The sequence below is a fragment of the Streptomyces sp. NEAU-sy36 genome (genome assembly GCF_013423905.1).
Taxonomy (GTDB): Bacteria; Actinomycetota; Actinomycetes; order Streptomycetales; family Streptomycetaceae; genus Streptomyces; species Streptomyces misionensis.
The window spans coordinates 6,751,064-6,763,855 of the sequence record NZ_CP058977.1 but is presented as its reverse complement, the minus strand read 5'-3'; the positions used below and the strand labels follow the sequence as shown (position 1 = coordinate 6,763,855).

Annotated in this window: 13 protein-coding genes; 10 read left to right on the top strand and 3 right to left on the bottom strand. The window is 72.6% G+C overall.

The genetic code is table 11. From position 1 onward, the window contains the following. Positions 1-21: 21 nt before the first annotated feature. From HZZ00_RS29395 to HZZ00_RS29385, 3 genes are all read left to right on the top strand, one after another. Positions 22-792, top strand: a complete 771-nt coding sequence (locus HZZ00_RS29395) for a 1-acyl-sn-glycerol-3-phosphate acyltransferase (RefSeq protein WP_180329250.1) — start codon at positions 22-24, stop codon at positions 790-792. Next, the gene (locus tag HZZ00_RS29390; RefSeq protein WP_180329249.1) at positions 789-1,799 is read left to right on the top strand and encodes an NAD(P)H-dependent glycerol-3-phosphate dehydrogenase; all 1,011 of its coding nucleotides are present in this window, start codon (positions 789-791) and stop codon (positions 1,797-1,799) included. The genes HZZ00_RS29395 and HZZ00_RS29390 overlap by 4 nt, the downstream gene beginning before the upstream one ends. 103 nt (positions 1,800-1,902) lie before the next feature. Further along, positions 1,903-3,060, top strand: a complete 1,158-nt coding sequence (locus HZZ00_RS29385) for a D-alanine--D-alanine ligase family protein (RefSeq protein WP_070022320.1) — start codon at positions 1,903-1,905, stop codon at positions 3,058-3,060. 13 nt (positions 3,061-3,073) lie between these two features. Here HZZ00_RS29385 and HZZ00_RS29380 read toward each other — a convergent pair whose 3' ends face one another. After that, positions 3,074-3,601 (bottom strand): DUF3515 domain-containing protein, encoded by a 528-nt coding sequence (locus HZZ00_RS29380; protein WP_180329248.1) that lies wholly within the window; start codon positions 3,599-3,601, stop codon positions 3,074-3,076. A gap of 20 nt (positions 3,602-3,621) precedes the next feature. Then, positions 3,622-3,855: an Lrp/AsnC family transcriptional regulator gene (locus HZZ00_RS29375; RefSeq protein ID WP_019328745.1), complete on the bottom strand. Its 234-nt coding sequence runs from the start codon at positions 3,853-3,855 to the stop codon at positions 3,622-3,624. A gap of 253 nt (positions 3,856-4,108) precedes the next feature. Here HZZ00_RS29375 and HZZ00_RS29370 point away from each other — a divergent pair, with 253 nt between their 5' ends. Both HZZ00_RS29370 and thiD read left to right on the top strand, forming a co-directional pair. Next, a complete protein-coding gene (locus HZZ00_RS29370; RefSeq protein ID WP_070022318.1) occupies positions 4,109-5,074 on the top strand; it encodes a thiamine-phosphate kinase in 966 nt (321 codons plus the stop codon). Further along, positions 5,071-5,859 (top strand): bifunctional hydroxymethylpyrimidine kinase/phosphomethylpyrimidine kinase, encoded by a 789-nt coding sequence (gene thiD, locus HZZ00_RS29365; RefSeq protein WP_180329247.1) that lies wholly within the window; start codon positions 5,071-5,073, stop codon positions 5,857-5,859. The genes HZZ00_RS29370 and thiD overlap by 4 nt, the downstream gene beginning before the upstream one ends. Before the next feature lie 111 nt (positions 5,860-5,970). Here thiD and rpmB read toward each other — a convergent pair whose 3' ends face one another. Next, the gene (gene rpmB / locus HZZ00_RS29360) at positions 5,971-6,156 is read right to left on the bottom strand and encodes a 50S ribosomal protein L28 (RefSeq protein WP_003993230.1); all 186 of its coding nucleotides are present in this window, start codon (positions 6,154-6,156) and stop codon (positions 5,971-5,973) included. 257 nt (positions 6,157-6,413) lie between these two features. On the opposite strand from rpmB, the gene HZZ00_RS29355 reads away from it, so the two are divergent. The 5 genes from HZZ00_RS29355 to HZZ00_RS29335 all read left to right on the top strand — a co-directional run bounded on the left by HZZ00_RS29355 (position 6,414) and on the right by HZZ00_RS29335 (position 12,721). After that, positions 6,414-8,066, top strand: a complete 1,653-nt coding sequence (locus tag HZZ00_RS29355; protein ID WP_180329246.1) for a DAK2 domain-containing protein — start codon at positions 6,414-6,416, stop codon at positions 8,064-8,066. 62 nt (positions 8,067-8,128) lie between these two features. Further along, positions 8,129-10,348, top strand: a complete 2,220-nt coding sequence (gene recG, locus HZZ00_RS29350; RefSeq protein ID WP_180329245.1) for an ATP-dependent DNA helicase RecG — start codon at positions 8,129-8,131, stop codon at positions 10,346-10,348. 81 nt (positions 10,349-10,429) lie between these two features. Further along, positions 10,430-11,017, top strand: a complete 588-nt coding sequence (gene rsmD, locus HZZ00_RS29345) for a 16S rRNA (guanine(966)-N(2))-methyltransferase RsmD (protein ID WP_180329244.1) — start codon at positions 10,430-10,432, stop codon at positions 11,015-11,017. Positions 11,018-11,043: 26 nt separating this feature from the next. Continuing rightward, complete coding sequence (gene coaD, locus HZZ00_RS29340) at positions 11,044-11,523, top strand: pantetheine-phosphate adenylyltransferase (protein ID WP_219014138.1); 480 nt, start codon at positions 11,044-11,046, stop codon at positions 11,521-11,523. 64 nt (positions 11,524-11,587) lie between these two features. Next, on the top strand, positions 11,588-12,721 hold the full coding sequence (locus HZZ00_RS29335) for an ATP synthase F0 subunit B (protein ID WP_180329242.1): 1,134 nt from the start codon (positions 11,588-11,590) through the stop codon (positions 12,719-12,721). The last annotated feature ends 71 nt before the right edge of the window (positions 12,722-12,792 follow it).

Below are 12,792 nucleotides of genomic sequence, written 5' to 3'. Positions count from 1 at the left end.
GCCCTAGAGGAAGGTGTCCTTGTGCCCCGCCGCAGAATCGGCTTCTGGTACCGCTTCGCCGCGGTGATCTGCAAACCGCCGCTGGTGGTTCTGATCAAGCGGGACTGGCGTGGAATGGAGCACATTCCGGCCGAGGGCGGATTTATAACGGTGGTGAACCACAATTCCCACGTGGACCCCTTCGCATACGCGCACTATCAGTACAACACCGGACGGGTTCCGCGATTCCTGGCGAAGAGCGGGCTTTTCAAGAAGGGAATCGTCGGCGCCGCCATGCGCGGCACGGGACAGATTCCGGTCTACCGCGAGTCCACGGACGCGCTGAGCGCCTTCCGCGCCGCGATCGACGCCGTGGAGCGCGGCGAGTGCGTCGCCTTCTACCCCGAGGGCACCCTCACCCGCGACCCGGCCGGCTGGCCCATGACCGGCAAGACCGGGGCCGCCCGCGTGGCCCTGCAGACCAAGTGCCCGGTGATCCCGGTCGCCCAGTGGGGCGCCAACGAACTGCTGCCGCCGTACGCCAAGAAGCCGAACCTCTTCCCGCGCAAGACCCACCATGTGCTGGCGGGCCCGCCGGTGGACCTGTCGCGCTTCTACGGCAAGGACATGACCCCGGACCTCCTCAAGGAGGCCACCGAGGTCATCATGGCGGCCATCACCCGCCTCCTGGAGGAGATCCGCGGCGAGAAGGCGCCCGAGACGCCGTACGACCCGCGCCGCGAGCGGATCGAGCAGCGCCGCCGCACCCAGCGGCAGAACAAGGCCCGGCAGGAAGAGGAGCAGAGCAAGTGAGCACGCCTGTGCGGGTGGCCGTCATGGGCACCGGCTCCTGGGGCACCGCCTTCGGCGTGGTGCTCGCCGACGCCGGTTGCGAGGTGACCCTGTGGGCCCGCCGGCCGCAGCTGGCCGAGGCGGTCAACTCCACCCGGGTCAACCCCGACTACCTGCCCGGTGTGGAACTCCCGGAGAACCTGCGCGCCACCGCGGACGCCGCCGAGGCGCTGCGCGACGCGGAGTTCACCGTCCTCGCCATCCCCTCCCAGACCCTGCGCCAGAACCTCGCCGAGTGGCTTCCGCTGCTCGCCCCGGGCACCGTCCTGGTCTCCCTGATGAAGGGCGTCGAACTCGGCTCCGCCATGCGGATGAGCGAGGTCATCGAGGACGTCGCCAAGGTCGGCGCGGACCGCATCGCCGTGGTCACCGGGCCCAACCTGGCCCGCGAGGTCGCCGCCCGGATGCCCGCCGCCGCGGTCGTGGCCTGCGCCGACGAGGCCGTCGCCCGGCGCCTCCAGGCCGCCTGCCACACGCCCTACTTCCGGCCGTACACCGAGACCGACGTGGTGGGCTGTGAGCTGGGCGGTGCCGTGAAGAACGTGATCGGGCTCGCCGTCGGCATCGCGGACGGCATGGGGCTCGGCGACAACGCCAAGGGATCGCTGATCACCCGGGGCCTCGCGGAGACCGCGCGGCTCGGCACGGTGCTCGGCGCCGACCCGCTGACCTTCTCCGGGCTCGCCGGTCTCGGCGACCTGGTGGCCACCTGCTCCTCCCCGCTGTCCCGCAACCACACCTTCGGCACCAACCTCGGCAAGGGCATGACCCTGGAGGAGACCATCGCGGTCACCAAGCAGACCGCCGAGGGCGTCAAGTCCTGTGAGTCCGTGCTGGATCTGGCCCGCCGGCACGGCGTCGACATGCCGATCACGGAGACGGTCGCCGGCATCGTGCACGAGGGCAAGCCGCCGGTCGTCGCGCTCAAGGAACTGATGTCGCGCAGCGCGAAGCCCGAACGGCGCTGAGCGAATCCGCACGGACGCTGAACGAAATCCACCCGTTTTCGTGCGTTCTCGGGCGGAGCCGACGCTGTATCCGGGCTCTACCAACGGGTACTCTCAACGCGATATGAGCACCGAGAACCTTCCCCAGAGCCCTGAGCAGCCGCAGCGCAAGCCGCGCGTGGCCGTCGTGTTCGGTGGCCGCAGCTCCGAACACGGGATCTCCGTGGTCACCGCCGGCGCCGTCCTCAAGGCCATCGACCGGACGAAGTACGACGTCCTGCCGATCGGCATCACCCGGGACGGCCGTTGGGCGCTGACGGCGGACGAGCCGGAGCGGATGGCCATCACCGACCGCTCCCTGCCCGCCGTCGAGGAACTGGCGGAGTCGCACGAGGGCGACGTGGTGCTCCCCGTCGCCCCCGCCAACCGCGAGGTCGTCTACAGCGAGCCCGGCTCCGTGCCCAAGGCGCTCGGCGAGGTCGACGTCGTCTTCCCGGTGCTGCACGGCCCCTACGGCGAGGACGGCACCCTCCAGGGTCTCCTGGAGCTGTCCGGGGTGCCGTACGTGGGCGCGGGCGTGCTCGCCTCGGCCGTCGGCCAGGACAAGGAGTACATGAAGCGGGTCTTCACCTCCTTCGGGCTCAAGGTCGGTCCGTACGTGGTGATCCGGCCCCGCGAGTGGCAGCGGGACGAGGCCGCCGCCCGCAAGAAGATCGTCGACTTCGCCGGCGAGCACGGCTGGCCGCTGTTCGTGAAGCCGGCCCGCGCCGGCTCGTCCATCGGCATCACCAAGGTCGACGACCTGTCCGGCCTGGACGAGGCGATCGCCGAGGCGCAGGCGCACGACCCGAAGATCATCGTCGAGGCCGCCCTGGTCGGCCGCGAGATCGAGTGCGGCGTCCTGGAGTTCGAGGACGGCCCGCGCGCTTCCGTGCCGGCCGAGATCCCGCCGCCGGACACCCACGCGTACTACGACTTCGAGGCCAAGTACATCGACTCCACGCCCGGCATCGTGCCGGCGCCGCTCACCGAGGAGGAGACCGCCGAGGTGCGGCGGCTCGCGGTGGAGGCGTTCGAGGCGGCGTCCTGCGAGGGACTGGTCCGCGCGGACTTCTTCCTCACCGAGGACGGGGAGTTCGTCATCAACGAGATCAACACCCTGCCCGGGTTCACGCCGATCTCGATGTACCCGCAGATGTGGCAGGCGACCGGCGTCGGCTACCCCGAGCTGATCGACCGGCTGGTGCAGGCCGCGCTGCGGCGCTCCACCGGTCTTCGCTGACCGGACCGACCGCTCAACCGCGCATGGAGGCGATCCCCCCGGGGATCGCCTTCTTCACGGCCGGGCCCAGGTCCTCCAGGACCTGGGTGCTGTGGTCCGGCCCCGACAGGCTCTTCGGCAGGGTCACCTGGACGTAGGCGCGGCGGCCCGACGTGGTGAACCGCCAGGTGCCGTCGGACTCCTTCTCCATCAGCCAGTCCACGCCGTTGACCCCGCCCGCGATCGCGTCGGGGTCCTGTCCCTGTGCCACCTTCGGGTCGACCATCTTCGGCGGCCGGACGATCCCGCAGCGCAGTATGATCGCCGGGTTTCCCCAGCCCGCCGTGTAGACGGACCGGGGTTCGGGGTCGGCCCGGTGCCGCCCGTCCACCTCGGCGGGCAGCACCTTGTGCAGATCCCGGCACAGCGGGGCGGTCTTCGCGTCGGGACGGGGAGCCGCGACCGTGGTGCCGCCGTCCCCGGAGCAGCCCGCGACCGCGAGCAGCAGGGCCGGCACGAGCGGGGCGGCGAGGGCGATGGGCCGGTGACGGAAGAAGTTCACCGGCCAAGCGTAGACGGGGGCTACAGATGCACGACCGGACAGGTCAGGGTGCGTGTGATGCCGTCCACTTGCTGGACCTTGGCGACCACCATGCGACCGAGTTCGTCGACGGTGTCGGACTGGGCGCGCACGATGACGTCGTACGGACCCGTCACGTCCTCGGCCTGGATCACTCCAGGGATCTTGCTGATCGTCTCGGCGACGGTCGACGCCTTGCCGACCTCCGTCTGGATCAGGATGTACGCCTGTACCACGGAACCTCCAGGGCGGCCACGAGGATCATGTGGGGGGAAAGGAACGCCACGGTATCGCGTCGCCGCTCCCCGCGGGGAGACCTGCGGGGACCGGGCTTGCGCGCCAGGGTGCAGGCACGACGGAAGTTGACGGTCGGCCGGGACCGGACGGCGGCCCCGCGGACCGCGTCGGGGTCATCTCGACGGTATCGGGGACACTGATGACGCGCGAGTTCGCACGGTCAGGCAGAGGCAGAGAAGGGGAGTCAGGGACATGAAGGGCACGGTTGGTGAGCTCGGGGAATTCGGGCTCATCAGGGAGCTCACCTCCCGTCTCACCACGACCCCGGCGGTGCGGATCGGTCCGGGCGACGACGCCGCCGTGGTGGCCGCGCCCGACCGGCGGGTGGTGGCGAGCACCGACGTCCTGGTCGAGGGGCGGCACTTCCGCCGCGACTGGTCCACGGCCTACGACGTCGGGCGCAAGGCGGCCGCGCAGAACCTCGCGGACATCGCCGCGATGGGCGCCGTGCCGACCGCGCTGCTGCTCGGCCTGGTCGTCCCCGCCGAACTCCCGGTCAGCTGGCCGACCGAGCTGATGGACGGGCTGCGCGACGAGTGCCAGGTGGCGGGCGCCGCCGTGGTCGGCGGGGACGTGGTGCGCGGCGACGGCATCACCGTGTCGATCACCGCGCTCGGCGATCTGCGCAACCAGGAGCCGGTGACCCGGGCCGGCGCCCAGCCCGGCGACCTGGTGGCCGTCACGGGCTGGCTGGGCTGGTCCGCGGCCGGCTACGCGGTGCTCTCGCGCGGCTTCCGCTCGCCGCGCGCCTTCGTGGAGGCCCACCGGCGCCCCGAGCCGCCGTACCACGCGGGCCCGGCCGCCGCCTCGCTCGGGGCGACCGCGATGTGCGACGTGAGCGACGGGCTGATCGCCGACCTCGGACACATCGCCGAGGCGAGCAAGGTCCGCATCGACATCCGCTCCGGCGCGATCGACGTGCCCACGCAGATGAACGACATCGGGCAGGCCGTCGGGGTGGACCCGATGCAGTGGGTGCTGACCGGGGGAGAGGACCACGCCATCGTGGCGACCTTCCCGCCGGACACCAAGCTCCCGGCCCGCTGGAAGGTCATCGGAGAGGTGCTGAACCCCTCCGCGCTGCCCCAGGTGACCGTCGACGGCGCGCCCTGGACCAGCGCGGGCGGCTGGGACCACTTCGGGGACATCGAGTCATGAGCCTGCCCAGGGTGCTCACCGTGGCCGGCTCCGACTCGGGCGGCGGCGCGGGTGTCCAGGCCGACCTGAAGACCATGCTGGCGCTCGGCGTCCACGGCATGAGCGTGATCACCGCGGTGACCGCGCAGAACTCACTGGGCGTGCAGGGCGCCTGGGAACTGCCGGTGGCGGCGGTCCGGGCCCAGTACCGCAGCGTCGTGGACGACATCGGCGTCCAGGCCGTGAAGACCGGCATGCTGGGGTCGGCGGAACTGGTCGAGGCGGTCGCCGAGTTGATCTCCGGCACGGACGTGCCGGCCGTGGTCGACCCGGTGGGCGTCTCCAAGCACGGCGACGCGCTGCTCGCCGCCTCCGCCCTGGACTCCGTGCGCACCAGGTTGCTCCCGGCGGCGACCGTGGCCACCCCGAACCTGGACGAGGTGACCCGACTCACGGGGGTCGCGGTCGAGTCGGAGGGCGATCTGCGCCGGGCAGCCGCGGCGGTGCTGGAGTACGGCCCGCGCTGGGTGCTGATCAAGGGCGGCCATCTGGCGGGCGACGCGGTGGACCTGCTGACCGACGGCGCCGAGGAACACTGGCTGCGGGCGCCCCGTCACGACAACCGGCACACCCACGGCACGGGCTGCACCCTGGCCTCCGCGATCGCCTCGGGGCTGGCCAGGGGCCTCGCCGTGCCGGAGGCGGTCGCCGCGGCCAAGGAGTACGTCACCGGGGCGATCGCGGCGGGGTTCCCGCTGGGCGCCGGGATCGGGCCGGTGGACCATGGGTGGCGGCTGCGGGGCTGACCCGGGGCGGGCGCGCCGGGGGTGCCTGCGGGCACGGCAAAAAGCCGGCCCACCCTGAGGTGGACCGGCTCAGTGCAGCGAACCAAGCGGTGGCCGCGCGCTGCTGTAGCGTCAGCGCGAGACCTTGCCCGCCTTGATGCACGAGGTGCAAGCGTTCACGCGCTTCGGCGTCCCGCCCACCACGGTACGCACACGCTGGATGTTCGGGTTCCAGCGACGGGACGTACGGCGGTGCGAGTGCGAGATGTTGTTGCCGAAGCCCGGCCCCTTGCCGCAGACGTCGCAGTTGGCAGCCACGGGTCACTCCAAAGACTTCAGATGCACTTACGGATAATCCCGGCATGCCGGGATCGAGATCGTACGACCTGAGATCTGAGTGGCGGTGCCAGGGGGAAGAGCCCGATCGGATCGGGCAACCGGAGCAGCATACCAAGGCTGCGTCCGGGAAGCGAAACTACCATGGCGGAGCGGGGTCCCGCCCCCGGCCCACTTCCGGCGGGCACCGCCCCGGGGTCTACGCTGCGAGCACGTCCAGCCAGCTCAGGGAGGCGCAGGTGGCGCAGGTGCCGCAGACATTCCTCGATGCTCTCGCGGTGCGCACCTGGTGCGGTCTGGCGCTGCGCGCGGTGGGCCGCGCGCGCGAGGAGATCGACGCCATCAACGTCTACCCGGTGGCGGACGGCGACACCGGCACCAACCTCTACCTCACCCTGGAGTCGGCCGCGACGGCCGTGGAGGCCGTGTTCGCCGGGTACGAGACGGACCCCGCCGGGCCCCGGCTCGCGGACGCGGTGCGCGCGATGGCCCACGGGGCGCTGATCGGCGCCCGGGGCAACTCCGGCACCATCCTCGCCCAGCTGCTGCGCGGCATGGCCCAGGTCCTCGCCGCGGACGGCGCGGAGCCCCGCTGCGACGGCCCCGGCCTGCGGCTCGCCCTGCGCCGGGCCGCCGACTCCGCCCGCCGGGCCGTGGCCCACCCCGTCGAGGGCACGGTGCTCACCGTCGCCTCGGCCGCCGCCGACGCCGCCGAGGGGGCGGCGGGCGACTGCGCGGCGGTGGCCCGGGCCGCCTACGAGGGCGCCCGCGCGGCCTTGGCGGCGACCCCCGGCCAGCTGGCGGTCCTCGCCCGGGCCGGGGTGGTCGACGCGGGCGGCCGGGGGCTGGTGGCGGTCCTCGGGGCGCTGGTGGAGGCGTGCACGGGGGAGGCGGTGCGGGAGACCGCCGGGGCCCCGGAGGTCACCGGGGTCCCGGACACCGGAACCGAGGGGTGCGACGAGGGGCCCGGCGGCCCCGCGTTCGAGGTGATCTACCTCCTGGAGGCCGACGACGCCGCCGTGGCCCGGCTGCGGGACCGGCTCGACGCCCTCGGGGACTCCCTGGTCGTGGTGGGCGGCGACGGGCTGTGGAACGTCCATGTGCACGTGGACGACGCGGGCGCCGCCGTGGAGGCGGGCGTGGAGGCCGGGCGGCCGTACCGGATCCGGATCACCCACTTCGGGGCCGGGGACGTGCACACCGGCGGCCCCGGACCGGCGCCCGAGCGGGCCCAGCGGGCCGTCGTCGCCGTCGTGCCGGGCCGGGGCCTGGCCGGGCTGTACGCCGAGGCCGGCGCGACCGCCGTCCTCGCGCGCCCCGGGGAGCCGCCGGCCAGCGGGGAACTGGTGGCGGCCCTGCGCCGGGCCCACGCGCGCGAGGTCGTCCTGCTGCCCAACGACGCCGAGCTGCGCGACACCGCGGCCGCCGCGGCCGAGCAGGTCCGCGCCGAGGGCGTCCGGGTGGCGCTGATCCCCACCCGCTCCGCGGTCCAGGGCATCGCCGCGCTCGCGGTGCACGAGCCCGGACGCCGCTTCGACGAGGACGTCGTGCAGATGACCTCGGCGGCGGGCGCCACCCGGTACGCCGAGGTCGTCGTCGCCGAGCACCGCTCCTGGACCACGGCCGGCATCTGCCAGGCCGGGGACGTGCTCGGCCTGATCGACGGGGACGTGGCGGTGATCGGCGCGGACGTCACCGCCACCGCCGAGACCGTCCTCGACCGCATGCTCCAGGCCGGCGGCGAGCTGGTCACCCTCGTCGTCGGCGACGAGGCGCCCGAGACCGTCGCGGGACACCTGGAGACCCGGGTACGGGAGTCCTACCTGGCCGTGGACACGGTGGTCTACCGGGGCGGCGGCCAGGGCAGCCTGCTGCTCATCGGCGTGGAGTAGCCGGACCCCGCGGCGCATTCGCGGGCGGGCGTGCCGCCGCGTTGTCGGTGCCGTGGTGTGCAATGGGACTCGTGCCCGCACTGGAAGAACCACTGAGACAGCCGCTGAAGTCAGTGCTCGGCCCCGCCACCGCCAAGGTGATGGCCGAGCACCTCGGCCTGCACACCGTAGGCGACCTCCTGCACCACTACCCGCGCAGATACGAGGAGCGCGGCCAGCTCACCCACCTCGCCGACCTGCCCATGGACGAACACGTCACCGTGGTCGCCCAGGTCGCCGACGCCCGGCTGCACAGCTTCGCCTCCGCCCGGGCGCCCCGCGGCAAGGGCCAGCGCCTGGAGGTCACGATCACCGACGGCAGCGGCCGCCTCCAGCTGGTCTTCTTCGGCAACGGCGTGCACAAGCCGCACAAGGAGCTGCTGCCGGGCACCCGCGCGATGTTCGCCGGCAAGGTCTCCGTCTTCAACCGCCGCCTCCAGCTCGCCCACCCCGCCTACGAGTTGCTGCGCGGCGACGGCGAGGAGACCGTCGAGAACTGGGCCGGCGCCCTGATCCCCCTCTACCCGGCCACCGCCAAACTGGAGTCCTGGAAGATCGGCAAGGCGGTCCAGACGGTCCTGCCCACCGCCCAGGAGGCCGTCGACCCGCTGCCCCCGGCCCTCCGCGAGGGCCGTGGCCTGCTGCCCCTTTCCGAGGCACTGCTCAAGATCCACCGCCCGCACACCAAGGCCGACATCGCCGACGCCCGCGCCCGCCTGAAGTGGGACGAGGCCTTCGTCCTCCAGGTCGCCCTGGCCCGCCGCCGGCACGCCGACGCCCAGCTCCCCGCGGTCGCCCGCGTCCCCGCGCCGGACGGTCTCCTGGCCGCCTTCGACGCCCGCCTCCCCTTCACCCTCACCGAGGGCCAGCGGAAGGTCTCCCGGGAGATCTTCGACGACCTCGCCACCGAACACCCCATGCACCGGCTGCTCCAGGGCGAGGTCGGCTCGGGCAAGACCATGGTGGCCCTGCGCGCCATGCTCGCCGTGGTCGACGCCGGCGGGCAGGCCGCCATGCTCGCGCCCACCGAGGTGCTGGCCCAGCAGCACCACCGGTCGGTGACCGAGATGATGGGCGAGCTGGCCGAGGGCGGCATGCTGGGCGGCACCGAGCACGCCACCAAGGTGGTGCTGCTCACCGGCTCGATGGGCGCCGCGGCCCGCCGCCACGCCCTGCTCGACCTGGCCACCGGCGAGGCCGGCATCGTCATCGGCACCCACGCCCTGATCGAGGACAAGGTCCGGTTCCACGACCTCGGCCTGGTCGTCGTGGACGAACAGCACCGCTTCGGCGTCGAACAGCGCGACGCCCTGCGCGGCAAGGGAAAACAGCCCCCGCACCTCCTGGTGATGACCGCCACCCCGATCCCGCGCACGGTCGCCATGACCGTCTTCGGCGACCTGGAGACCTCCGTCCTCGACCAGCTCCCGGCCGGCCGCTCCCCGATCGCCAGCCACGTCGTGCCGGCCGCCGACAAGCCCCACTTCCTGGCCCGCGCCTGGGAACGGGTCCGCGAGGAGGTGGCGGCGGGACACCAGGCGTACGTGGTCTGCCCCCGCATCGGCGACGAGGAGGACGACCCGAAGAAGGCGGCCGGGAAGAAGTCCCCCGAGGACGAGGCAGAGAAGCGCCCCCCGCTCGCGGTCCTCGACGTGGCCGACCACCTGGCCAAGGGCCCCCTCAAGGGCCTGCGGGTCGAGGTCCTGCACGGCCGTATGCACCCCGACGACAAGGACGCGGTGATGCGCCGCTTCGCCGCCGGCGAGACCGACGTCCTGGTCGCCACCACGGTCATCGAGGTCGGCGTGAACGTCCCGAACGCCACCGCCATGGTGATCATGGACGCCGACCGCTTCGGCGTCTCGCAGCTCCACCAGCTGCGCGGCCGGGTCGGCCGGGGCTCGGCCGCGGGCCTGTGCCTCCTGGTCACCGAGATGCCCGAGGCGAGCGCCGCCCGCCAGCGCCTGAACGCGGTCGCCTCCACCCTCGACGGCTTCGAACTCTCCCGAATCGACCTGGAACAGCGCCGCGAGGGCGACGTCCTCGGCCAGGCCCAGTCCGGCGCCCGCTCCAGCCTGCGCGTCCTCGCCGTCATCGAGGACGAGGAGGTCATCGCGCAGGCGCGGGAGGAGGCGGCGAGGGTCGTCGAGGCGGACCCGGAGCTGGAGCACCTGCCGGGCCTGCGGACGGCCCTGGACGCGCTGCTGGACGACGAGCGCGAACAGTACCTGGAGAAGGGGTGAAGCGATCCTGACCAGGGGCGCGGGCGGCCGCGTCACCCGCCACAATGGAACGTCGAAGCCGCCCACCACGAAGGACCACACATGACCCGCGTGATCGCCGGCGCAGCCGGCGGACGCCGCCTGGCCGTCCCGCCGGGAACCGGCACCCGGCCGACCTCCGACCGCGCACGCGAAGGTCTCTTCTCCACCTGGCAATCCCTCCTCGGCGGCCCCCTGGAGGGCGAACGCGTCCTCGACCTCTACGCCGGCTCCGGCGCCGTGGGCCTGGAAGCCCTCTCCCGGGGCGCGAGCCACACCCTCCTCGTGGAGGCCGACGCCCGCGCCGCGCGAACCGTCCGGGAGAACGTGCGGAACCTGGGCCTGCCCGGCGCGGAGGTCAGAGCGGGCAAAGCGGAACAGGTCGTACGGACCGCGCCCCCCGCCCAGCCGTACGACCTGGTCTTCCTGGACCCCCCATATGCCGTCACAGACGACGATCTTCGCGAGATTCTCCTCACACTCCACTCGGAGGGCTGGCTCGCGGAGAACGCCCTCGTCACCGTGGAGCGCAGCACCAGAGGCGGCGAATTCCACTGGCCGGACGGCTTCGAGGCGATCCGCTCCCGTCGTTACGGCGAGGGAACGTTTTGGTACGGTCGCGCCGCCTCTACGTGCGAAGACGCACGATGACCGGACCGGAGAGCGAGGGATCTCAAGTGCGCCGCGCCGTCTGTCCCGGGTCGTTCGACCCGATCACCAATGGACATCTCGACATCATCGCCCGAGCCTCCCGGCTGTACGACGAGGTCTACGTCGCGGTGATGATCAACCAGTCCAAGAAGGGCCTGTTCGACGTCGACGAGCGGATCGCGCTCATCCGCGAGGTGACCGGCGACTACGCCAACGTGCGCGTCGAGTCCCACCACGGCCTGCTCGTGGACTTCTGCAAAGAGCGTGACATCCCCGCGATCGTCAAGGGCCTGCGCGCCGTCAGCGACTTCGACTACGAGCTGCAGATGGCCCAGATGAACAACGGCCTCACCGGCGTCGAGACGCTGTTCGTGCCGACCAACCCCACCTACAGCTTCCTGTCCTCCTCGCTCGTCAAGGAGGTCGCGGCCTGGGGCGGCGACGTCTCCCACCTGGTGCCGCCGGAGGTCGTCGCCGCCCTCAACAGGCGTCTGCGCAAGGACTGATGGGCGCGGGGGCTACAGTCGTCCCGTCCGTCTCCAACCCGGCTGTAGAGAGTGGCGAGCACAGGTGGACGTGCAGAAGAAGCTCGACGAGATCGTCTCCGCGGTCGCCGGCGCCCGGGCCATGCCCATGTCGGCGTCCTGCGTGATCAACCGCGCCGATCTGCTCGCGATGCTGGAAGAGGTGCGCCAGGCGCTGCCCGGCTCCCTCGCGCAGGCGCAGGAACTGATCGGCGACCGTGAGCAGATGGTCGAGCAGGCCCGGCAGGAGGCCGAGCGGATCATCGAGAGCGCGCACGCCGAGCGCGGCTCGCTGATCTCCGGCACCGAGATCGCCCGCCGCTCCCAGGCGGAGGCGGACCGGATCCTCGCCGAGGCCCGCCGGGAGGCCGAGGAGGTGCGCGCCGAGGCCGACGACTACGTCGACTCCAAGCTCGCCAACTTCGAGGTCGTCCTGACCAAGACCCTCGGCTCGGTCGGCCGCGGCCGGGAGAAGCTGCTCGGCACCGGCCCCGGCCTGGACGAGCACGGCTACGAGGACGAGGACGCCCCCGAGCGCAGCCAGGACCCCGAGACCCTGCGGCACAACGCCGACGCGTACGTGGACGCCAAGCTGGGCGCCTTCGAGGCGGTGCTCGCCAAGACCCTGGAGGCGGTCGGCCGCGGCCGGCAGAAGCTGCACGGCCGGATCGCCACCGACGACCTCGGCGCCCTGGCCGACGACACCACGACCTTCCAGCACTCCAGTGACGCCGACTACCTGGCCGACCTGGCCGCCCTCGCCGACACCCCGGCCGAGCGCCCGGCGGCGCGGCCCCGGCCGGAGCAGCCCGCGTACGAGCCGGCGGCGGACCAGCCCGTCTACGACCCCGTGCCGGAGCAGCCGTCGTACGAGCCGCAGCCCGCGTACGGGTCGTACGACCAGCAGCAGGGCGGATACGCCGGCTTCCCGCAGCAGACCGCCTACGAGCAGGGGGCCCAGCAGCAGGACCCCTACGGCTACCAGCAGCAGGACCCCTACGCCTACCAGGGGTATCCCCAGCAGGCCCCCTACGACCCGCCGCAGCCACAGCAGGCCCAGGTGCCCCAGCAGTCACAGGGGCAGCAGGACTACGCTCTGGACGAGACCAGCCTCTTCGACACCAGCATGATCAGCGCCGAGCAGTTGCGGGCGTACGAGCAGGGCCGCGGGCTGAGCTGACCGACCGGATTGGGTCCTGGGGCCAAGGTCCAGTATCCTGGCTCTTCGGTCGCGCGTGCCCTCATGCTGAG

Coding starts and splice junctions, on each gene's coding strand:
- HZZ00_RS29385 (WP_070022320.1), top strand. CDS start 1,903: ATGAGCACCGAGAACCTTCCCCAGAGCCCTGAGCAGCCGCAGCGCAAG.
- HZZ00_RS29370 (WP_070022318.1), top strand. CDS start 4,109: ATGAAGGGCACGGTTGGTGAGCTCGGGGAATTCGGGCTCATCAGGGAG.
- thiD (WP_180329247.1), top strand. CDS start 5,071: ATGAGCCTGCCCAGGGTGCTCACCGTGGCCGGCTCCGACTCGGGCGGC.
- recG (WP_180329245.1), top strand. CDS start 8,129: ATGGGACTCGTGCCCGCACTGGAAGAACCACTGAGACAGCCGCTGAAG.
- rsmD (WP_180329244.1), top strand. CDS start 10,430: ATGACCCGCGTGATCGCCGGCGCAGCCGGCGGACGCCGCCTGGCCGTC.